Origin of the sequence: Pseudoalteromonas sp. B160 (genome assembly GCF_037162485.1) — a bacterium.
Taxonomy (GTDB): Bacteria; Pseudomonadota; Gammaproteobacteria; order Enterobacterales; family Alteromonadaceae; genus Pseudoalteromonas; species Pseudoalteromonas rhizosphaerae.
On record NZ_JARLUX010000001.1, the window covers coordinates 3639302 to 3661456 of the forward strand.

Below are 22155 nucleotides of genomic sequence, written 5' to 3' on the forward strand. Positions count from 1 at the left end.
AAAAGTGGCTTTTTTTTGTTTGAATGGTAAATTAGGTCAAATTTTTGTTTGGAGAATACGATTGGAATTTCTATATGAGTACGGGCTGTTTCTAGCTAAAACGGCGACATTTGTGATTGCCGCCGCTGCGGTAATATTAATTAGTGTCGCTGCAGCGATAAAGCCTAAAAGTAAAAAAGGTGAGATTGAGATTGATGATATTTCTGAGCAGTTAGATGATTTGAAAAATGATTTTATTGCAAGCACCTTATCTAAAAAAGCATTAAAAGCACACCATAAAGCACAAAAGAATGATGCTAAAAAAACACTGATGAACAGTCGAAACCACGATTATATGTACTTGATTTTAATGGTAGTATGGATGCTCATGAAGTCGATAGCTTACGTGAAGAAATTACCGCAATTGTTGCAATTGCCGATCCTAAGCAAGACAAAGTGTTGGTTAGGCTAGAAAGTGGTGGCGGTGTAGTTCATGGCTATGGACTTGCTGCTTCCCAGCTACAACGCATTAAAAATAGAGGTATTCACCTTACGGTTGCGATTGATAAAGTTGCTGCCAGTGGTGGTTACATGATGGCTTGTGTCGCTGATGAAATTGTTGCCGCACCGTTTGCTATCGTTGGCTCTATTGGTGTGATAGCACAAATTCCAAATTTTAATAAAATTCTGAAGAAAAACGATGTTGATTTTGAACAAATCACTGCGGGTGAGTTTAAACATACCCTAACTTTATTTGGTGAAAATACAGATAAAGCACGGGAGAAGTTTAAAGAAGAAATAGAGCAAACTCATGACTTATTCAAACAGTTTGTTAGCAGTCAACGGCCAAGTTTAGATATTAACTTAGTGGCAACAGGTGAGCACTGGTTTGCGACTCAAGCGCTTGAAAAAGGTCTAGTCGATACCATAGAAACCAGTGATGACACATTGCTTAAGTATCAAGATGAGCGACAAATATATAAAATTAAATATAAAGTTAAAAAGAGCTTAAGCGACAAGCTTGCTATCGGGTTGAGTAACACTGTTAACAAAACCGGTATATCATTATTGTCTCGTTTAAAAGGGCTAAACCCATAAAGGTTTCCGTTATTAAATGATAAAAAAACCCGCAAATTTGCGGGTTTTTTTATTTTTACACGCACAACTTTAGTCAGTTGATTTGTGATAATCCTCTAAGTCTTTTGCTGCATTAGGGTCGTTAAATACGGCCTCATCTAGTTCACCTTCAGATTTAGCCACTACACATGTCACCATGCAATCGCCCGTTACATTGACCGCTGTGCGGGTCATATCAAGTAACCTATCAACGCCAATAATTATGGCAATGCCCTCAACAGGTAAACCAACTTGATTCAGGACCATGGCAAGCATGATTAATCCTACGCCAGGAACACCAGCGGTGCCTACAGACGCTAAAGTGGCGGTTAAAACTACCATTAAGTAATCTGAAATTGTTGAGATCAACACTGAAGACTTGTGCAATAAATACCGTAGCCACACCTTGCATGATTGCTGTACCGTCCATGTTAATAGTGGCACCGAGTGGAATTGTAAATGACGCAACTGAATTTTTTGCCCCTAATTTTTTAGTGGCTGTTTCAAGTGTAATAGGCATTGTTGCACTTGAACTTGAAGTGCTAAATGCAAATAAACAGGCATGCTTCATTTTTTTCAAAAAGATAACAGGGTTTAATCCAGTTAAAAATTTCAGTAATAAACTGTAATTAATAAATGCATGGAAAAATAATGCAGCCACAACAACACCAAAATATTTAGCTAAGCTGACTATCAAGTTCAACTCGATAGTAGTGAAGAGCTTTGCCATTAAACAGAATACCCCATAAGGAGCTACGTTCATTAATAAGGTAACTAATTTTAAAATCACGGTATTTAAATCTTCAAAAACAACCGCTACTCGTTTACCTGCACTGCCGCCAAGTGCCATGGCAATACCAAATAGTAATGCAAATACAATAACTTGTAACATGTTTCCACTGGCCATGGCATCAATTGGATTGGTTGGGAACATGCCAATGATTACTTGTGCAAGAGTTGGTGCTTCTTTTGCGCTATACGTCGCTTCAGAAGGTAAGTTAATCCCTTCCCCTGGATTAACTAATAATGCCAAGGTAATCGCAACCGTAATTGCAATTGCGGTAGTAATAAGATAAAGAGCGATTGATTTACCGCCTAAACGGCCTAATTTTTTCGGATCACTTAAGCTACATGTACCACAAACAAGTGAAACAAATACCAGTGGTACAACTAACATTTTCAAACTGGCGATAAAAATTTGTCCACCAATATGAAATAAACCATCAACAAAAAAGCCTTTAATTGGCAAAGAGAATAATCCAAGTGGGATTAGATAATCGTCTTCGCCAGCTAATATTGCTTGGAATATGAAGCCTACAGCAACCCCCAGAAACATACCTATCATGATACGGGTGGTTAAACTCATTGAACGGATTTTTGACATAGTAACAATCTATTTTTTATAAATTTGCCATAGCCTACCAGCATGCAGATTTTTATACAGAAAAAATCGATAAATATGAAAAAAAATATGGATCAAAAAAACAACAAAAAACAAATAAAAGTTGTGATTTCCAAGCGTGTTATAGGTTAATATTGAGTAAATGTATTATTTAAATAATTAATAACAAAGCTAGGGAGAGGGCAATGCCTTTAATGCGATGGCTCAGTGTCATACTGTTAAGTTTTTTTATCACTGCGTGTGGTGGCGGTGGAACACTTGAAAAGGACGGTGGAGGCCTTGATGGAGGGGGCACTGATTCTCCTTCATATACACTAAGTATTAATGGTTTGTCAGAAACCACTGGTGAAGCTGCTAACGACGTTTCTTCTGAACAACGTTTAGTGCTCGTGGCTAAGTTATTGAAAGATGGTGTAGCAGCACCTAATGTAATTGTCACTTTTACTACTGATGGCGGATATGGTGTGCTTGATCCTGAATCAGGCACTGTCAAGACTGGAACTGATGGTAGCGCTAAAATATACCTTTCCGTGGGTAATACAGCTGGAGCCGGTACCGTTAATGCGTCGGTCACAATTAATGGTGAAACGTTTAACACCACAGAGCCTTTTACTTTTACGTCGACAGGTGATCAAGACAGTACAGCCCAAGACACTTATACAGTTACTCTTCAAGGCTATAGCCAAGATACCGGAGCAATTTCAAATAGTGTAACAAGTCAAGCGCCTTTAGACTTAAGAGCAACTTTAAAGCAAAATGGCGAAATAGTCGCTGGCAAGCGTATTTTGTTCACGCTGACAGATGGGATTGGCCTATTACAGCCCACAACAGGCTCAGCATTAACTCAAAATGATGGTATTGCGACAATCGAACTTACTGCAGGTAAAGATGCGGGAGCAGGTAAAGTGACTGCCACTTATAATGTCGGTGGGGAGTCTTATTCTGGAACTTTTGATTTTCAGACTACGGGTGGCCAGGGTAGTGATACAGGGGTCTCGGGTACTATAACTCTAGAGCTAAATATCTTAGATCAAAATGGAGCAGTATTTACAGAGCTAAATCCGGTTAGTAAAGATAATAAAGGTGTTGTTTCTGCTACATTAAGAGATGATGGTGTGCCACTTGCTTCTCAATTAATTAGTTTTACATCTAAATTCACGGGTAAAATCACCCCAGAGTTAGGTACTGCATTAACTGATCAGAATGGTGTAGCCGTAGTAACACTAAGCAGTGGCAACTTCAAAGGAGCTGGTCAAGTTGTTGCAAGCTATGAATCTGAAAGTAACGAGATAATAACAAAAACAGCTGGCTTTGTTTCAAATGGTGACGATGCTCCGGTTGAAAGTGCTCAAGCAGAATTAGATATTAAACTTCTCCAAGGGTGTAATGCTAATTGGGATACAAATCGCAATACTGTCGCATTAAATCCGCTAGACCCTTCTAGTGGTTGTACAGTGACCAATACATTTTCATCCGATTCACTTATTGACGTACTCATTAAGGTTGTAGACACCAGTAGTGGTGATGGTATTTCAGGGATTATTGCTGAGTTATCTACAGATTTAGGTCAATTACTTCCTGATTCAGGAAAAGCCTTAACTGATAACTTTGGATTTGCGCTATTAAAACTACAACCAGGAGCAAGTAGTGGAGCCGGTACTCTAACTGCTACAGCAAAAGATACAAACCTAAATAAAGCATTTTCAATTAGTACGGCAGAATTAAAAGTATCAATAGATAATGGCTTGCCTAATTTATTAGATAGCTTAGGTAATCCAATTGAGGGTCAATATCAGCCACTAGCTGCAGGTGCAACAACCGTTATAACTGTTGAAATTAGAGATACTAATGATGATTTAATCGTAACGCCTTTTGATGTTCAGTTTACATCAAGTTGTGTTGAGAGTGGCAAATCAATTGTTGATGAAAAAGTGATCAGTATTGGTGGTATTGCTACGTCAACATATAGAACAAATGGCTGTAAAAGTGCACAAGGTGATACTGTTATTGCAACAGTATTAACAGGGGGCACGCCCGAAATAGCGTCAGTTAATATTCCTGTTTCTGAAGCTGATGTGGCGTCGATTGAATTTATTTCAGCGACTCAAAATGTAATTGCGTTAAAGGGTACTGGTGGTGTTGGTCGTAAAGAAAATAGTGAACTAACATTTAAATTAATCGACAAAATTGGCCAAGATGTTACGAGTAAACGCTTAGATTTCCGTCTTACTTCTACTAATGGTGGGATCAGTTTATCGCATCATAGTGTTGACACTGATGCTGCTGGCTTGGCCCGAGTTCAAGTGAATTCAGGTTTTGTGCCGATGGCAGTGCGAGTGCAAGCATGTTTTATTCCTGATGAGCAAATACCAGCCGATCAAAAGGATAATGTAACTTGCTGGCAAGATGTATATACGCAATGCCAAAAAGCAGAGGCAGACCGTGACCAAGGAGTAAGCTGTCCAACAGGTAACTTGTCGTTGGTATCATTGGATCAGCAAATTATCACCGTGTCTGATTTACTCTCTATTAGTACAGGGCTTCCTGATAATAATAGTTTTACCGCTTCGATTACTAACTATGCTACAGAGACTTTGCAATACGATAATGAAACGTTTGATATAACAGTGCTCATTGCAGACCATTTTAATAACCCGGTTCCAGATGGTACCTCAGTGTATTTAACAACAGAGGGGGGCGCTATTGGTACTTTAGATGGTGAAGAGGGCAATCCACAACTAGAGTGTCTCTCTGTTGATGGTGCATGTACAGTGCAATGGCGAAGCCAGAACCCTAGACCATTTACTGAAAATAAATGGGGAAATAAATTATCTGATTACAACCCTAAAAAGCTGCTACGTGTTAAAGCAAAATATTTGGAGGATATAGTTGGCGTTACTAATCCTACATTTGTACAAAGTAATGCCGTCACACTTACTCAGTTAAATGCAAATGCAAATTTTGCAGGATTGGTTGAAGAAACACGTAACTGCGATTTATATAAGAATAACCCTGCGCCTTGTATTGATGGGATTTTGAATGCTAACACGAATGAATTAGGTGTACCGCTTGGGGCACGTGCTACAGTTTTAGTTACAGCTAAAGGGCAAGAGTCTTTTATTGATATTAATGGTAATGGCCTATTCGATAGCAATGAATACTATTCAGGCTATGACTTAAATGAAGCGTTCGTTGATCATAATGAGAGCGGAACTTACGACGGTTTATCGGCAATTTATGACCCAGTGACAGCTTCATTAACTAAAGATGCACAAAGCTGTACAGATGGCTCAGATACTGATCCATGTAGTGAGTTTGCAACGAACGGAGCCCATTTTGAGGAGCCAATAGGTGATATAGACTCTAACGGTATGCATACATTACTAGATGGCAAATATAATGGGTTATTATGCACCGAAGCAGCACAGGCTGCTAACATGTGTAATAAAGAGCTTATTGATGTACGCCGTTCATTTGAAGTTATTATGTCCGGCAGTACAGTTTATTACCGTTTTGTAATTGACAAAGAATCATTACGTAATAAGTTTGCTGCGGCGTTAGCTGAAATTGAGTTAGATGACGCTGGTAATCCCACTGGAAATCTTTCAATAAATGCTCTGGGAGTAGCCAATAGTATTGATAGCTGTGAAAACATCACTAATCAATATGATGTTGGGACTACATCTGAGGTGATTCTTGGTCTTGAGGAGAGTGTTAACGATCAAATGTGTGATATCACAGAGCTCAATATTGCAAGCTATGACTCGGGTGTTCAGTTAGCTTCGTTATCTTTTAATTTTTATTACTCTGATATTTACAATAACCCGTTAGCTGCGGAAACAAATGTTGAGATAAGTACAGAAAACGGAGATTACAGTGGTACAGACGGATTTGTGATTGGCAATTCTTCAGCAACAAATGCTGCATTAATTGGCCTTTCTATAAGTCGTGAAGCGGAGCCGAATAAAAAATCTATTGGATTTTTAAAGCTTTCATTTACTTCGCCTAAAGAGAACAATACCACTGCACAATTACAAATTAGTGATGATGGTTAGCTAGTTTCAAACATTTAAATAAAATAAATGCCAACCATAAGGTTGGCATTTTTGTTGCTATTCTATATATTCCACTGCAAATACCTTAAAACACCGTTTTGTCTAAATTAACGACAATAATTGTTTAATTATTCATTAAAAGCAGAAAAGTTTGTATTAAAAGCTTGTAACAATTGGTGTTTGTAGATATACCTATAAATATTCGCGCCCGTAAATGGGCAAAACACATTTAAAATACTTGGTTAGAAATAGGCAACTATGGGCAAATCGCTAGTAATTGTAGAGTCTCCTGCTAAGGCTAAAACAATTAATAAATATTTAGGAAACGATTTTATCGTCAAGTCCTCTATTGGGCATGTACGAGATCTTCCTACCTCCGGTTCAGGCAAAACCAAAACGGCTGCTGTAAAAACACCTGCAGAAGTACGTAAAATGGCACCAGAAGAAAAGACCGCGTACAAAAAACAGCGTGATTATACAAATTTAGTAGCTCGAATGGGGATTGATCCAGATAAAGGCTGGGAGCCACATTACGAAGTATTACCAGGTAAAGAAAAAGTTGTTCAAGAATTACAAAAGCTCGCTGAAAACGCCGACCAAATCTATCTCGCAACGGATTTGGATAGGGAAGGAGAAGCGATTGCTTGGCACCTGCAAGAAATTATCGGTGGAGAGCCAGAAAAGTATAAGCGTGTCGTATTCAATGAGATAACTAAAAATGCCATTCAGGCCGCCTTTGAGGCCCCTGGTGAGCTAAATACCGACATGGTCTATGCCCAGCAGACTCGTCGCTTTTTAGATCGTGTTGTAGGCTTTATGGTATCGCCATTATTGTGGCAAAAAGTTGCCCGTGGTTTATCCGCTGGACGAGTACAGTCTGTCGCAGTACGTTTGTTAGTTGAGCGCGAGCGTGAAATTAAAGCGTTTATTCCTGAAGAGTTCTGGGATATTCATGCCGATGTGAAAAATACAGAGTCGGCACTTCGTTTAGAGGTGTTCAAGCAAGGTGATAAAGCCTTTAAGCCAGTCAATGAAGCGCAAGCTATGGCAGCTACTGCATCTTTAGAGCAAGCTGAATATAAAGTTGTTAGTGTTGAGGAAAAGCCAAGTAAAAGTCGTCCTAGTGCGCCACTAATTACTTCAACAATGCAACAAGCTGCGAGTACGCGTTTAGGCTATGGCGTTAAAAAGACCATGATGTTAGCGCAACGTTTGTATGAAGCAGGTTATATCACCTATATGCGAACTGACTCAACCAACTTGTCGAAAGATGCAGTTGCAATGTGTCGCGAGTATGTTTCGCAGCAGTTTGGTGATAAGTATTTACCAAAAGAAGCTATTAGTTATAGTTCAAAAGGCAATGCACAAGAGGCGCATGAGGCGATCCGTCCTTCAAGTGTTACTGTGTTATCTGGTCACCTAGATGGCGTAGACCCGGATGCTAAAAAGCTTTATGAGTTAATTTGGCGTCAATTTGTTGCGTGTCAAATGGTCCCTGCTGAATATGACTTAACAACATTAACTGTTACTGCCGCCGATTTCCAATTAAGAGCCAAAGGACGGGTGTTACGTTTTGATGGTTGGACTAAAGTACAACCAGCAGTTCGAAAAAAGAACGAAGAAGATCAATCACTACCAGCTATTAAAGAAGGCGAGATATTAAGCCTTGTTGAACTTGATCCAAAACAGCATTTTACTAAGCCGCCAGCACGCTTTAGTGAAGCGAGTTTAGTAAAAGAACTTGAAAAGCGTGGTATTGGTCGTCCATCTACCTATGCATCGATTATTTCAACGATACAAGATCGTGGATATGTCCGTGTTGAAAGCCGTCGTTTCTTTGCAGAAAAAATGGGTGAAATTGTCACCGATCGTTTAGTTGAGAACTTTACTGATCTGATGAACTTTGACTTTACTGCAAAAATGGAAGGCCGGTTAGATGACATCGCTGAAGGTGAGCGTGTCTGGACACAGGTACTTGACAAGTTTTACGCTGATTTTTCTACACAACTGACTTTAGCCAGTGGTGAAGAAGATGAAGGTGGGATGCGTAAAAATGAAATGGTCGAAACTGATATTGACTGTCCAACATGCGGCAGAAAAATGGGTATTCGAACAGCCTCTACTGGCGTTTTCTTAGGCTGTACAGGTTATAATTTACCGCCAAAAGAACGTTGTACTACCACTATGAACTTAGTGTCAGGTGATGAAGCGGTTGCCGCTGACGTTGAAGATGTCGAAACCGAAACATTGATGCAAATGAAGCGTTGCCCAATTTGTGAAACGGCAATGGATTCATACCTGATAGATGAAACTCGTAAATTACATGTTTGTGGTAATAACCCTGCTTGTAAGGGCTATGTCGTTGAGCAGGGCACGTTTAAAATTAAAGGCTATGATGGCCCTATCATTGAATGTGATAAATGCTCATCAGATATGCAGCTTAAATCAGGGCGCTTTGGTAAATACTTTGGCTGTAGTAATGATGAGTGTAAAAACACCCGTAAATTACTGCGTAACGGCGAAGCAGCGCCACCAAAAGAAGACCCTGTTCAGTTACCAGAATTAGAGTGTGAAAAATCGGATGCATACTTTGTGCTACGTGACGGCGCTGCAGGTATTTTCTTAGCAGCGAATACCTTCCCTAAATCACGTGAAACTCGTGCCCCTAAGGTGGAAGAGTTACAGCGTTTTAGAGATCGTATTTCACCTAAGTTTTATTATCTAGCTGATGCACCAGTAAAAGATCCTGATGGTAACTTAGCAATTGTTCGTTATAGCCGTAAGAATAAAGAACAATATGTAATGACTGAGGTTGACGGTAAAGCAACAGGCTGGACTGCACATTTCAATGCAGGAAAGTGGGTTGAAGAGGCAAAGAAGAAAGCCGCACCTAAGAAAAAACCAGCCGCTAAAAAGGCAACAGTCAAGAAAGCCGCACCTAAAAAAGCCGCTGCAAAAACAAAAAAGGACGCTGAGTAGAATACTAAGCTCTGAAAACAAAAAAACCGGAATGCACACCCTTGTGTCAATTCCGGTTTTTTTATATCAAAAATTATGCCTTTAGAGGCATTTTTGACGTTAGATTTTTACGTCAGTGACTTTTTTATAGCCTTCTGATTCAAGTTCATCATTTACGCACTTTAGTACGTATGGTTTAAGCTCTTCATTGCTGATGTCGTCGTCTTTGGCCCAGTTTAAACACATCTCAGTGTATTCTTTAATTGTTTCGGCGGAAGCTTCAACAGCATCGTCAGCAACAGCAAAAGTTGCATAAACTGCAAATAATGGCGCTACGATAAGCGCTAGCAATGCTTTTTTCATTCGTGTATTCCTAAAAAATGTAGTGACTGCTGTTTTATATTCAAAAACAACAGTGATCCAATCAAGCAACATGCTGTTGGTAAGTGATTCTTAAACGAAATGACAATAAAAGATAACGAAATATTTTTATCGTAAAGACAAATATAATGTACTAAGAGACGGTAAAATAATGAGAAACTTATGTTAATCAATGCTATCTTACGCCAGCTATCAATTTAGGAATAATTATGTCTCAAAGCCAACTACCTGACACCACACCTCGTGTTGCATCTAAACTAGAACAGTTTGTTGAAAGCTTTATTTTTCGAGCCCGCTGGCTACTAGCTCCCTTTTTTATAGGCTTACTCGTTGCAATTATACTGTTACTTTTGAAGTTTTTTAAATACCTGTATCAAATGGCGATAAATACATTTAGCGCTACTAATGAGCAACTACTGGTGGGTATTTTGACCTTGGTTGATACCGCATTACTGGCAGGATTATTATTAATAATTATTTTTAGTGGCTATGAAAATTTTGTTTCTAAATTAAATATTGGTAATCATGAAGATCGTCCTGCATGGATGGGTAAAGTAGGTTTTTCTGGTCTTAAAATGAAATTGATCAGCGCAATTGTTGCCATTTCTGCAGTCGAACTGTTAAAGGTGTTTATAAGCTCTACTAGTCACTCAAGTGATGAATTGATGTGGAAAGTAATAATTCATGTTACTTTTGTGATATCAGGTGTGCTATTTGCTCTCACTGATTTTATAAATAGCAAAACTCACAATCATTAAATAGCAGATAACGCAACGCTATCTGCCTATATGTTTTTTTATTTAAAGATACTCAACCACATAGCCTTTAAACTCGGTTCTTTTGCGTACATATTCATACCCATTTTAAAAATACGAGCGGCAAATATACGTAAGTAATAAAAACAGCCAATACTGAGAAGCAGGGATAAGAGTGCTTGCCAAATTGGTATTTCAACTAATGACATGCGCACCGGCATAACCGCAAATGCCGTGATCGGCAAGTAACTAAGCACGATTGTTAAAACACTGTTTGGTGCATCGATAACAAAAAATGCAATCACAATAGGTGCCAATGGCAGCATCATTAAGGCACTTTTACTACTGTGATTAGGATCATCAATACCCGCTGCGATCGCAGCCATAAATGCAGCGCAGATGCCAAGACCTACAATCGCATAGGCTAACAACCAAGGCAGTAATGACCAATTAATAAAGTCTAAATTGAGGGCTTGTTGTTTAATGATAACAGTAAAAAATAGCATCGATAAAATAATCGATAGCAAGGTGCCAATCATGGTTTTTACTGCAAGTAATATTTGCCCAAGTAGCTTACCATCTATCCATGTTTGTGGTGTCATGGTGGCTAGCAATTGCTCCGTTACGCGGTTTTGCTTTTCACCGGTAATACTGACAAAGAGTTGGCCAAAGATCCCAAACATCGCAACAAATAATAATATCAGTACCCCAAATGCTGTGTATGTTTGACTACGATCAGCTTGATTTTTCAAAAGCTCGTCAAGTACCCTATGTTCAATTGAAATATTTTTCGTCAATCCTAGTCGTTGTTGCTCGCTTAAGCCTAAGCTATCAAATTGAGCTTGTTGCAATTGCGCTCTAAGGAGCGATTGCAATGTTGTTTGCCATGCTGATTTTACAGCCGTTATTAACGTATATGAGTGAGTCGCTTGGTCAAACTTAAGTACGCCATCATAGCCAGTATCCTCAGCTAAATTTGCAATGATGGCAGTTAAATCATCATGTTTGGTAAACTTAAATTGTGTCGATGTAGGCTCTGTTTTGACGCTAAACTCGAGGTTGCTTGCTAAATGATAACCTTGTTCAAGTTGACTGTTTGCAGTGGCAAAAAAATAAATAACTCCAGCAATAGCGAGCATGATCAACTTCGAAATAATTTCTTGTTTTAATTTAAAAAAATGCAAGAACTCCCATTTTGCAACAATCCAGAGCTGTTGCTGTGTAAGCGATGATTTATTCATAGCGTCGTTCCTTGATCCAGTTTAGCGTTATGCTCAGCTACTGCGTGTAAATAAATTGCATGCAGTGACTGAGCTTTATTTTTGAGTTCACATATTTCCCCGATGCTGATTAACTGAGGAAGTAACTGGTTAAGTGATTGGTGTTGCTTTAGGGTGATAGTTAGTTGCTGTGCTTTTATTTGCTCAACACAATAATGTTCACATAGTTGCTCAAAGTAAGTTTGATTAATTGGATCGTTGAATACGACTTGAATACTATTATTTTGCGCGCTTTGAAGTATATTACTGAGTTTGCCGTATAAAACACTTTCACCTTGATTTAATAGCAATACCCGATCAGCAAGTTTTTCTACCATCGCCATCTGATGTGCACTTAAAATAACGGTCATGCCTTGCTGTTTTAATTGCGCTAAAAATTCAACAACTAATTCCTGATTAATAGGATCTAAGCCAGAAAATGGCTCATCTAAAATTACCCATTTGGGCTTATGTAAAATTGCAGTGATCAATTGGATTTTTTGTTGGTTCCCTTTAGAAAGTGATTTTAAGGGGTCATTCAAGCGTGCGGTTAAATTAAATTTAGCTAACCAATAGTCACAGCGCTGCGTAAATTCGCTATCTTTTACGCCGTGTAATGCTGCAAAAAATTGTAGATTTTGTTTTATTGTTTTTTCTGGATAGAGGCCTCGGTCTTCTGGTAGATAGCCCAGTAAATGTGCCGGAATAGATGAATACGCTTGTCCTGCTTCATTGAGTTGAATAGAGCCACTATCTGGAGAGGAAAAACCAACGATCATTTTTACTAATGATGATTTCCCCGCACCATTGGGGCCAAGTAAAGCAAAAATCTCTCCTGGTTGCACATCAAATGACAGCTTATTAACCGCAGTAACCGTTTTATAGTGTTTTTCAAGGTTGTTAATAATTAACGACATGTGATCCCTACAATATTGTTTTTTTTGAGTTTAATCGGTTACAACCAAGAATGTAACTACTACCAGAGATGAAATTGTAAGCAAAGATTATGCAATAATTAAATAAGAAGTGTGCAGACACTGCAGTTAATACATATTTGCAAAGCTAATATAGTAAAATTACAAGTTGATTAACTTTTCCTTGATGATAGTTGGGTATTTATTAATATTATTTTCAATTGATTAATAATGAGTGCTGTAGTCTTACAGTTACTTTAGATGCGGTTCATGATGAAGCAAAACGACGGATAGTTTCGCTTTAATGAGCGGTATGATTTAGTCACTTAGGGTGCAAATCTTCGCCATTATAGGCATAATGAACGCGATATTTCGCGAGATTGGTGTAAGCAATGATAAAACAGTTTTTAGACGATCCAACTTTATTACTCAACGCTGTTGGTGAGGGAATATATGGCTTTGATTTAAGTGGTAATGCGGTATTTGTAAACCCCGCTGCTGAACGCATGACTGGATGGCATGCAGATGAGTTGCTGGGTAAAAAAATTCATCAGTACCATCATCATAGTCATGCTGACGGGCGGCCATATCCAGCAGATGAATGCCAGATTTATTGCACTATGTTTGACGGCAAGCATCGGCATGTTAAAGATGAGGTATTTTGGCGTAAAGACGGCAGCTGTTTTGCGGTAGAATATACATCTACACCCGTTTATAAAAATAATCAGTTGATCGGCGCTGTCGCGATATTTCGCGATGTATCAAAACAACACCAGACAGAGCACGCACTGCGTGATGCTTTAGCGCAAGTGAATCACTTAAGTGAGCAATTAAAAGAGCAAAATAGCTATTTGATAGCAGAACTTAATGAAGATTGGCAAGAGTCTGGTTTGGTAGGCAAAAGCCACGTATTTCAAACCATGCTTGAGCAAATAAAACTTGTTAGCCCGACCGATAGCACTGTGTTGATTTTAGGTGAGAACGGCACAGGAAAAGAATTAGTCGCTCGTAACTTACATCGCTTAAGTGGGCGCAGTGGGCAATCCTTTATTAAGGTCAATTGCGCCGCATTTACGCCAAGCTTACTTGAATCTGAGTTATTTGGTCATGAAAAGGGGGCTTTTACGGGGGCTAAGGAGCATCGTAAAGGACGTTTTGAGTTGGCTAATAATGGCACCATTTTTTTAGACGAAATTGGAGAGCTTGCTCTTGAAGCGCAAAGTAAGTTGTTACGGGTATTGCAAGAGCATGAATTTGAACGTGTTGGCAGTAGCCAAACACGTAAAGTTAATATTCGTGTAATTGCTGCGACTAATCGTGACTTATGGGCAATGGTGCAGTCAGGATGCTTTAGAATAGATTTATATTATCGACTAAATGTATTTCCAATAACAGTTCCACCACTGAAAGCGCGTAAAGAAGATATCCCATACTTGTGTAGTAATTTGATTGCGCAATTAAATAAACGTCTTGGTAAACAGCTCAAAGGACTCAGTGAAAAAGCCATAACACAGCTACAAGCGTATGATTGGCTAGGTAATATTCGTGAATTACAGAATGTACTAGAGCGAGAGGCTATTTTATCAAAGCAGTCTGTATTGCAGTTATCGCAACCACTTGATGCCAATGCTAGCGCTAACCTAAACACGGATCTGAGCCTTGACGAAGCGCAGAGACAGCATATCATCGCAGTATTAGAGCTATCAAATTGGCAAATTTCTGGCAGTCAAGGCGCGGCAGTTAAATTAGGCATGCCGGAGAGTACGTTACGATCAAAAATGCGCAAGTTGATGATCCGTAAAAATCGTTAAATATCACGACGCTCGCTAAATATCGCGATTTTAGCGAATTTATTAAATAAAAATTCATTAATATTCAGTTGCTTAATTTAATTTCAGTTTGGTCTGAAACTTGCAAACTTACAGGCCTAACCGTCACAGTAAGTAGTTATTATGAAATTTGATATTAAAGAAGAAGATATGATCATCAAGCCCTATAAGCATGAAGGGCCTATTTATATCCGTGAGCAAAAAGGATTTTTCCAGCGTATTCGCCGTAACCTTGGTTGGTTACTCATGCTTACATTCATTCTTATTCCTTGGATCCCATACAAAGGCCAGCAAGCGGTATTGCTAGATGTTGCGAGTCAAAAGTTTGCTATTTTTGGGCTGACCTTACTGCCCCAAGATTTTATGATCTTGGCGTTGTTATTTATGTTAGGCGCTTTTGCGTTGTTTTTTGTTACCAATTGGCTTGGCCAGGTATGGTGTGGATATACATGCCCACAAACAATTTGGATGCTGATGTTTTCATGGGTGGAGCAACGTATAGAGGGAACACGTAATCAACGTATAAAGTTAGATAAATCCGCGTGGACGTTATCAAAATGGCAGAAAAAACAATCAAGCACAGCGCTTGGTTAATCATATCATTGTTTACAGCAACGTCATTTATGGCTTACTTTATTCCGGCTAAAAGCTTGTATGGGGATATGTTTACTCTGCAATGGTCGGGCATCACTAGTTTTTGGGTATTTTTGTTTGCCTTTTGTACTTATGGAAATGCCGGTTTCTTAAGAGAAAAAATGTGCACCATTGCTTGTCCATACTCACGGTTTCAGGCTGTAATGTTTGATAAAGATACATTACTTGTCACTTACGATAGTGCGCGTGGGGAAAGTCGTGGTCCACGTAAACGTAAGGCCGATCCTAAAGCGTTAGATTTAGGTGATTGCGTAGATTGCAATTTATGTGTGGAAGTGTGCCCTGCAGGGATTGATATTCGTAACGGCTTACAATATGAATGTATTAACTGTGGTTTATGTATCGATGCGTGTGACGACACAATGGATAAGTTTGGCTATCAAAAAGGCTTGATCAAGTACGCAAGCGAAAAGCAGATGGCTGGCGAGCAAACTAATCCATACCGGTTGAAACTGGTTGGTTATGGCGCACTCACGGTTTTATTAATGGTCAGTATGTTAGCGTGGTTAGTTCAACGCACGCCAATCGAAGTGTCAGTACTGCGTGATCGTAATGCATTATATCGAGTAAATTATGAGGGCTTAGTTGAAAACCCTTACACCTTGACAATAATTAATAAAACACAACAGTTACTGCATTACCGAGTAGCGATTACCGGTCTTGATGTGGCTAAGTTACAGAGCCCTCAACTTACAGCTGTCGAGCCTGGTCAAATGAAGCGCATCCCGGTCACTGTGGTTGCCGATGGCTATGATTTACCAAGTAAGCTCAATGAACTTGATTTTGTGATCACAGCCGAAGAAGATAGCAGTATTAATACATCAATAAGCAGTGTGTTTTATCGTAACTAAGTTATGCAGAGTGAAATTGAGCTGCATTATCGTTCATTGTTTGGTGAACAAAGGTTTTAGCTTGCACTAAACATTTAAACAGACGATGGCGAACATCCACGCTAAGGCCTGCATTGTGAATAATGCGTTGCATTTGATTGATTACGATAGCTGAATCAAAAATATAAGCGCTAGCAATACATCCATTACGAACCATGGCAGAGGCCAACACTGTAAGTTGTTGCTCTGCCTGAGGAGTTGCAGCCAACAAATTTTGAGAATCACTGATATATCCCCATGGTTTATTGGCAAGCTGACTAACCTGCTCAAATAAGCAATTGCTAAATGAGGTTACTAAACTTGCATTAAGATTCCCGCAAAAATTAGCAATGATTATATTTTGCTCGCGGTGTAAACTAACCTGTCCATGTTTATTGCTAAATTTCAACGTGCTTCCTTGTAAGAAAATTTAAGAGCGCGAATTTTATACAATTAAAACGCGGAGTCTAGGTATTTTTTAATTTTTTATAAATTTGCATTAATTAATCAGTGAATAATATATAACCAGATTAAAAATGTCAGAATAGGGCCTAAATATAATTACCAATAGACCCTAGTCATAATTATTTTGTAAGCAGGTGATCTAATGCACCTTTAATTGCAGCCACCTGTGCTGTAATACATAGCTCATCTGTTGCCGTCGGACTATCTGGGTACACTTCTGTCGTCGTGACATACTGTGCATCTGTAAAGCCCATGCATAAACCGAGTTCTCGTGCTGCATAATTGATCACACCATGTTGTTCTAATGGCACTCCAATGAGTTGATTGTTTTCATCACTGGGGGCAATTTGAGTCACATTAGCAACAGTGTCAATAATCGCTTTTTGGAATTGCGCTTCAGGTTTATTGCTATCAGCGACAAGATAAAAACCATCAGGAATATTCCAATTAGTGTTAACCTTGCCATCACGAGCCGCAAGTGCAGGGCGAAACTCACTGTTGTCAGTGTCAGTTGTTTCATGCAGATCAATATGCGCTAATAAAGGTATATTTTGTGCTTTAATATAATTTATTAGTGCTGCTGACTCTGGTGCTGGGCTTGGTGAATAAAACGAACGGTTTGGATCTATGGCTGCTGGGTTCCAGCGATTAATGGTTTCATATCCCCACGGGCTAATACAAGGAGCAACCAGTAAGTTAAACTCTTTAGCATATTTCATACCTAGCGTTTTCATAAAATGTAATGCGCCATGAACACCGCTTGTTTCATAGCCATGTACGCCACCGGTGATCAATATGCTCGGTTTATTCGATGCCCACTGTTTTGATTTAATAATAAAAAGAGGGTAGCGAGTAGGATCAAAACTGAGCGCACCATATTGCTCAACCTCGAAATCATTATCCAGTTCGTTGATTAAAGTTACAACTTCAGATTGATAACTACGTTTAATCGTTTGTAGGTTAAACCAGCACTGTTTATCTTTATCATTCCAAGGCGTGCCTTGAGTACCTATTGGATAGTTATTTTCGCTCATAGAACCTTCATTTATTACAATAAAGGTTTAGCTTATCGCTGTACTAACCTCACTGCAACTAGCTGCGACTAATACACAACTGTGAATTATATTTATAAGCTGTTTGTGGACTCATATAAATTGGCATTTTGGCGCTTATGGGCTTCAAATAAATAAGCCCTTAGATGTTCTTTCCCTTGATGAATATGAGTGATCTTGGCAGCCATGCCTAGCTTACTAAAACGTACCGGTTTGATGTCGATAGTAATATTTTTTTTGTTTGGAAGGGTTAATTTTATCTGTTGCTCAATCGCTAAAGGAGCTTTTTGAGTCGTTGATTTTAGAAAAAGTCCAGTACTTGAGATTGATTCAACTTCAAAGTCTTGGCTCTGAATATTGAGGTTCCCGCCACGCCAACAGCGCTTTATTCCTTGTGTGTCGATGACCTCTGGTGCGCTTAATACAGGGGTTACAACGCCTGTTTTATCAATTCTTATTTCAAGTGGAAACCATAATTGATAATCGCCAACTTCAGCCAGTAGTGTTAATTTTGTATTATTTAGTAATTCAGCAATATTGGCAGGGATAGAGCTTTGTAATGTCAGTGTATGATTGTCCCTCAATTTTGAAGGAACCGTCACTTGGAAAAGATCTGATATAAAATTTAGTTCTTCATTGGTCATATCCATTTAGCATCTAATCCCATGCGCGCGATAATGTAGTTAATACCGTATTTTAAGTCGAGAGTTTATTCATACAATAATGTATAACGGCAGTGTAATAACATACTTGAGTTATTTAAGAAAATAAGCATATTGTGCGCCACAAAGTCGTCTTTTTGGATTGTTAAAATATATAAGAGCTAGCACTTTTATACATTTCCAGATGATAAATCTACCCCTATTTATTCTTACATGATAGTTTTTTGTTTGTTTAATAAACAGTGGCTAAGTTTTATTGCTAAAATAACGTAAATTACTGGACCTGATAAAGTTATTAAGGGTATTTTAAAATTGCGATTTCACTTTTATATTGTTTACATTAATCAACTGCTCTTTACGAATTTTCTCACGCCGAATATTTTCATCTGCTTACATTCCTTTAAATTATTCTGGTGTACTTCCAAGTGCATGTTTTTATGCACACGTAATTAATGGGCAATGTATATGGACTATATTTTCTATCAACAATCAATAATTAACTTCATTGCACAATATGCTGGTAATTCTAAATCACAATTAACAGCGATGGTTGATGACACGCGCAGTATTTTAAGAGTTGATGCGTATAGGCTTTTTGAAAATATTCTTTTAAATTATCAACAATTGGGAGTAATTGAATATAGTAAAGTAGATTGCCTACTTAAAAGTGTTGCCGTGAATTTGAAAACTTCAAGTGAGTCTGAGTATTTTCTCGTTTCACAGTTAGCAACCTGGTGGCAAGAATGGCATTTCGCGCTATCGATGCGCGTAAAAACGAGTCAAAATAATGCTGTTATCGTGCAAAATAGTGATTATTCAACGCAAGATAATAAACCACTAACCCGCCAGCATGATTTGAGTGAGTACGTTAATTTATTTACGCAAGTGCCAATACCGTTGTGTAATGTATGTATGCTCACCGAGAATATAATCCGTATAAACCAACGTTTTGTCGATGTGTTCGGTTACACAATTGAGGATATTCCAACACTTAATGATTGGTGGCTTAATGCTTACCCAGATCCACATTATCTGATGTGGGTGCGACAAACGTGGCAACAAGCTCTTAGCTTTGCGTTAGAAAATGATACTGATATTGAACCACAAGTTTATTGTGTTACTTGTAAAGATGGCTCCCATATAATGATGGAAATTTCGGGAAGATATTTTAGGCACGAATTTTTAGCTATATTTAAGGATGTAACACAGCATTTAGCTGCTGAAGATACACTTCGAGACATGGCATTTTTAGACTCATTAACACAAATTGCCAATCGACGTTGTTTTGATGAGAAGTTGGCCAATGAACTTGAATTAATGAATAAAAAAATAAAGCCGTTATCAATGATCTTAATCGATATTGATTATTTTAAGCAATACAACGATAACTACGGCCATATTAAAGGCGATGAATGCTTGTATCAAATTGCACAATGTATTGCAGTGGCCACGATGAATCACGAAAAGGACTTTGTTGCACGTTTTGGCGGTGAGGAATTTGTGGTGTTACTGCCAGAGGCTGATCCGAAAAAGGCTTTACATAGTGCATTACAAATCCAGCAAGCAGTTAATCAATTAGCTATTAAGCATGAATATACAGATATTGGCTATATAACACTAAGCATGGGCATTAAAACTTTGCATAATCCCCAAACTGGCGATTATATCTATTTTGCTGATGCGGCAGATAAAGCTTTGTACCAAGCAAAAAGACAAGGGCGTAATTGTATCGTTGTTAGTGAAGATTGATACAAAAAATCAGCTGAGCGCTACTAGGCATATTTGAAATAGCTGCGATCAAGCACAGCTATAGTTCATCTGCGATTATTTTAAAATGGCCATTATCAATTCCTTTTAACGTATAGTCACCAATACGATAGCGGATTAAACGTAAAGTAGGGTGGCCAATATGTGCTGTCATTCTTCTTACTTGGCGATTACGTCCTTCGGTAAGGGTAATACTGAGCCAACTGGTTGGAATGTTTTTTCGCTCTCTAACGGGAGGATTACGTGGCCATAAAGTTGGCTCATCTATGCGTTTAACAACGGCTGGTAATGTTAATCCGTCTTTGAGCTCGACGCCTTGGCACAGTTGTTTAATTGCTGCATCAGTTGGTTCACCTTCAACTTGTGCCCAGTAAGTTTTACTGGTTTTTTTGTTTGGCGCTGTTAAAGTGTTTTGTAATTTCCCACAATTAGTGAGCAATAGCAGGCCCTCACTGTCTCTATCTAATCGTCCTGCAACATATACATCTTTAATGGTAATAAAGTCAGCTAAGGTTTGTCTGTTTGCTTCATCAGTAAACTGGCACAGCACATCAAATGGTTTATTAAATAAGACAATTTTTCGCTCACTGGCGGCAATGGCTGGTTTTATCTCGCGCTTTATTGAGTTATTCACTTTTTTGGTTGTAATTGCACCGCGATTATAGCTACGGCCGCTATTTCGGCGTTTTGCTGTATTATTTGGTTTAGCTGTTGTCATTGCTAGATGCACCGTGCGGGTTTTGGTAAGCCAGCAATTTTAGTTGCTTGCTTAGCTGGGCCTTTAGGAAAAAGAGTATACAGATAAATACTATTGCCTTTATCTTCACCCAGTGCTTTTGCCATTGCTTTAACTAACATTCTTATTGCTGGGCTGGTGTTGTACTCCAAATAAAAATTACGCACAAAATGAATCACTTCCCAGTGTTGGGAGGTTAATTCAATGTTTTCTTGCTCGGCAATAACGCAGGCTAATTGTTCACTCCATAACGAGTGATCAAGTAAGTAACCTTGTTTATCCGTGTCGATAATTTGATTATTAAATTCAAGCATGTATTACCACGTAATAGAGTGAGATGTTGCTAATGTTAGTGCGACAAAGTCGTCATAACTAAGCGAGTGATCGGGCTGATTGATTGTGATATCTCGTACCTTGGCGTCATCAGCAAGTATTAATAAGTGCGTTGCAAGCTGTCTAAATTGGGCAATAGCGAAGCATGCGTCACTTAATAATAATACTTTGTCTGTTGACTGGATCAGGTTAACTAATTGATCCGTGTTGTAATAGCCAAGTGGCTTGGAAAATATGTGTAAAGTGCTCATAAGTTCACTATGTGTTGTTGCTGGGCAATAAGTTGAGTCTGCTGCTGATAATTAAGCGCTTTTACTTCTACTAACAAGTTATGTTTATCAAGGCCATACTCGAGCAGAGACTTTTCACATACATAAATGTTTTCAACATCGTAAATTTCTAGCGTTCTGATGGTCTTAAAGTAGTTCTTTAAACCTATATGCTCAGGTTGTTGATGTTTTTTTAGGGCAAGTACCGCAGGGCCGCTAAATAACCAACTAATATTTTGCTCAACAGCAGCGAATATTAATGTCATATCTAATGCATCACGAATATGTAAATCATCGAAAGGACTATGGTGGCTTAAAACTAATACATTGATCATTTAAATTGCACCCATTTATCCGCATCACTGGCAAGCATTGCAAACTCAGCTAACCCTGCGACTGCAAAAAAACCGGTATTATTTATATCAAGGCCACGCTTTTCGGCAGCAGTAACACACAACATAAGATGAATCCCTTGCTCATGTAATTGTTGCCATAAAGCGTTAATTGCTAATTCATCAGCTGCCAAATCTAGTTGCTCGCTGGCATGAAAAACGCCGTTTTGATACAAAAAAATGGCATCAATGTTATGCCCTTGTGTTAAACATGCTTGTGCAAATTTAACCAAACGTTGCGTGGTATCATGATCCGATGGTGCGCTGTGCAGAGAAAGTACAAATCGTGCCAAAACTATTCCAATAAA

At 38.7% G+C, this 22155-nt stretch carries 16 protein-coding genes and 3 pseudogenes; 7 read left to right on the top strand and 12 right to left on the bottom strand.

Annotated elements, in window-relative coordinates; genetic code table 11:
* Window positions 1-61: 61 nt before the first annotated feature.
* Window positions 62-1077, top strand: a pseudogene (gene sohB, locus P4S61_RS16995) (protease SohB).
* A 69-nt stretch (window positions 1078-1146) separates the two neighbouring features.
* Here sohB and P4S61_RS17000 read toward each other — a convergent pair.
* Window positions 1147-2479, bottom strand: a pseudogene (locus P4S61_RS17000) (dicarboxylate/amino acid:cation symporter).
* Between the two features lie 203 nt (window positions 2480-2682).
* On the opposite strand from P4S61_RS17000, the gene P4S61_RS17005 reads away from it, so the two are divergent.
* A complete protein-coding gene (locus P4S61_RS17005; RefSeq protein WP_337118712.1) occupies window positions 2683-6552 on the top strand; it encodes a hypothetical protein in 3870 nt (1289 codons plus the stop codon).
* A gap of 258 nt (window positions 6553-6810) precedes the next feature.
* Window positions 6811-9531, top strand: a complete 2721-nt coding sequence (gene topA / locus P4S61_RS17010; protein ID WP_337118713.1) for a type I DNA topoisomerase — start codon at window positions 6811-6813, stop codon at window positions 9529-9531.
* A gap of 99 nt (window positions 9532-9630) precedes the next feature.
* Here the strand turns inward: topA and P4S61_RS17015 are convergent, their stop codons facing one another.
* Window positions 9631-9873, bottom strand: a complete 243-nt coding sequence (locus P4S61_RS17015; protein ID WP_149981038.1) for a hypothetical protein — start codon at window positions 9871-9873, stop codon at window positions 9631-9633.
* Between the two features lie 227 nt (window positions 9874-10100).
* Here P4S61_RS17015 and P4S61_RS17020 point away from each other — a divergent pair, with 227 nt between their 5' ends.
* Window positions 10101-10649, top strand: a complete 549-nt coding sequence (locus P4S61_RS17020; RefSeq protein WP_337118714.1) for a TIGR00645 family protein — start codon at window positions 10101-10103, stop codon at window positions 10647-10649.
* A gap of 38 nt (window positions 10650-10687) precedes the next feature.
* Here P4S61_RS17020 and P4S61_RS17025 read toward each other — a convergent pair whose 3' ends face one another.
* Window positions 10688-11887 carry an ABC transporter permease gene (locus tag P4S61_RS17025; protein ID WP_149981040.1) on the bottom strand — a complete coding sequence of 400 codons (1200 nt, stop codon included), beginning with the start codon at window positions 11885-11887 and terminating at the stop codon, window positions 10688-10690.
* Window positions 11884-12822 (bottom strand): ABC transporter ATP-binding protein, encoded by a 939-nt coding sequence (locus tag P4S61_RS17030; protein WP_337118716.1) that lies wholly within the window; start codon window positions 12820-12822, stop codon window positions 11884-11886. The genes P4S61_RS17025 and P4S61_RS17030 overlap by 4 nt, the downstream gene beginning before the upstream one ends.
* Window positions 12823-13211: 389 nt before the next feature.
* On the opposite strand from P4S61_RS17030, the gene P4S61_RS17035 reads away from it, so the two are divergent.
* Complete coding sequence (locus tag P4S61_RS17035) at window positions 13212-14630, top strand: sigma-54 interaction domain-containing protein (protein WP_337118717.1); 1419 nt, start codon at window positions 13212-13214, stop codon at window positions 14628-14630.
* 141 nt (window positions 14631-14771) lie between these two features.
* A pseudogene (ccoG, locus tag P4S61_RS17040) lies at window positions 14772-16153 on the top strand (cytochrome c oxidase accessory protein CcoG).
* A gap of 1 nt (window position 16154) precedes the next feature.
* Here the strand turns inward: ccoG and P4S61_RS17045 are convergent.
* The 3 genes from P4S61_RS17045 to P4S61_RS17055 all read right to left on the bottom strand — a co-directional run bounded on the left by P4S61_RS17045 (window position 16155) and on the right by P4S61_RS17055 (window position 18338).
* Complete coding sequence (locus P4S61_RS17045) at window positions 16155-16580, bottom strand: hypothetical protein (protein ID WP_337118718.1); 426 nt, start codon at window positions 16578-16580, stop codon at window positions 16155-16157.
* 175 nt (window positions 16581-16755) lie between these two features.
* Window positions 16756-17670, bottom strand: a complete 915-nt coding sequence (locus P4S61_RS17050; RefSeq protein WP_182819385.1) for a M14 family metallopeptidase — start codon at window positions 17668-17670, stop codon at window positions 16756-16758.
* Window positions 17671-17762: 92 nt separating this feature from the next.
* A complete protein-coding gene (locus P4S61_RS17055; RefSeq protein ID WP_337118719.1) occupies window positions 17763-18338 on the bottom strand; it encodes a hypothetical protein in 576 nt (191 codons plus the stop codon).
* Window positions 18339-18815: 477 nt separating this feature from the next.
* Here P4S61_RS17055 and P4S61_RS17060 point away from each other — a divergent pair, with 477 nt between their 5' ends.
* On the top strand, window positions 18816-20099 hold the full coding sequence (locus tag P4S61_RS17060) for a sensor domain-containing diguanylate cyclase (RefSeq protein ID WP_182717881.1): 1284 nt from the start codon (window positions 18816-18818) through the stop codon (window positions 20097-20099).
* A 58-nt stretch (window positions 20100-20157) separates the two neighbouring features.
* Here the strand turns inward: P4S61_RS17060 and P4S61_RS17065 are convergent, their stop codons facing one another.
* The 5 genes from P4S61_RS17065 to tusD are packed head-to-tail and all read right to left on the bottom strand — an operon-like array spanning window position 20158 to window position 22140.
* Window positions 20158-20835 (bottom strand): pseudouridine synthase, encoded by a 678-nt coding sequence (locus P4S61_RS17065; protein ID WP_337118720.1) that lies wholly within the window; start codon window positions 20833-20835, stop codon window positions 20158-20160.
* Window positions 20836-20837: 2 nt separating this feature from the next.
* Window positions 20838-21167, bottom strand: a complete 330-nt coding sequence (locus tag P4S61_RS17070; protein ID WP_145233784.1) for a TusE/DsrC/DsvC family sulfur relay protein — start codon at window positions 21165-21167, stop codon at window positions 20838-20840.
* 3 nt (window positions 21168-21170) lie between these two features.
* Complete coding sequence (locus P4S61_RS17075; RefSeq protein WP_145233786.1) at window positions 21171-21437, bottom strand: DsrH/TusB family sulfur metabolism protein; 267 nt, start codon at window positions 21435-21437, stop codon at window positions 21171-21173.
* Window positions 21434-21790: a sulfurtransferase complex subunit TusC gene (gene tusC, locus P4S61_RS17080; protein ID WP_145233789.1), complete on the bottom strand. Its 357-nt coding sequence runs from the start codon at window positions 21788-21790 to the stop codon at window positions 21434-21436. Before tusC ends, P4S61_RS17075 begins: the two co-directional genes overlap by 4 nt.
* Complete coding sequence (tusD, locus tag P4S61_RS17085; RefSeq protein ID WP_145233791.1) at window positions 21787-22140, bottom strand: sulfurtransferase complex subunit TusD; 354 nt, start codon at window positions 22138-22140, stop codon at window positions 21787-21789. Before tusD ends, tusC begins: the two co-directional genes overlap by 4 nt.
* Window positions 22141-22155 lie beyond the last annotated feature (15 nt).

Coding starts and splice junctions, on each gene's coding strand:
- P4S61_RS17035 (WP_337118717.1), top strand. CDS start 13,212: ATGATAAAACAGTTTTTAGACGATCCAACTTTATTACTCAACGCTGTT.
- P4S61_RS17030 (WP_337118716.1), bottom strand. CDS start 12,822: ATGTCGTTAATTATTAACAACCTTGAAAAACACTATAAAACGGTTACT.
- P4S61_RS17055 (WP_337118719.1), bottom strand. CDS start 18,338: ATGGATATGACCAATGAAGAACTAAATTTTATATCAGATCTTTTCCAA.
- P4S61_RS17070 (WP_145233784.1), bottom strand. CDS start 21,167: ATGCTTGAATTTAATAATCAAATTATCGACACGGATAAACAAGGTTAC.
- P4S61_RS17015 (WP_149981038.1), bottom strand. CDS start 9,873: ATGAAAAAAGCATTGCTAGCGCTTATCGTAGCGCCATTATTTGCAGTT.
- P4S61_RS17020 (WP_337118714.1), top strand. CDS start 10,101: ATGTCTCAAAGCCAACTACCTGACACCACACCTCGTGTTGCATCTAAA.
- P4S61_RS17065 (WP_337118720.1), bottom strand. CDS start 20,835: ATGACAACAGCTAAACCAAATAATACAGCAAAACGCCGAAATAGCGGC.
- P4S61_RS17050 (WP_182819385.1), bottom strand. CDS start 17,670: ATGAGCGAAAATAACTATCCAATAGGTACTCAAGGCACGCCTTGGAAT.
- topA (WP_337118713.1), top strand. CDS start 6,811: ATGGGCAAATCGCTAGTAATTGTAGAGTCTCCTGCTAAGGCTAAAACA.
- P4S61_RS17075 (WP_145233786.1), bottom strand. CDS start 21,437: ATGAGCACTTTACACATATTTTCCAAGCCACTTGGCTATTACAACACG.
- tusC (WP_145233789.1), bottom strand. CDS start 21,790: ATGATCAATGTATTAGTTTTAAGCCACCATAGTCCTTTCGATGATTTA.
- P4S61_RS17005 (WP_337118712.1), top strand. CDS start 2,683: ATGCCTTTAATGCGATGGCTCAGTGTCATACTGTTAAGTTTTTTTATC.
- P4S61_RS17060 (WP_182717881.1), top strand. CDS start 18,816: ATGGACTATATTTTCTATCAACAATCAATAATTAACTTCATTGCACAA.
- P4S61_RS17025 (WP_149981040.1), bottom strand. CDS start 11,887: ATGAATAAATCATCGCTTACACAGCAACAGCTCTGGATTGTTGCAAAA.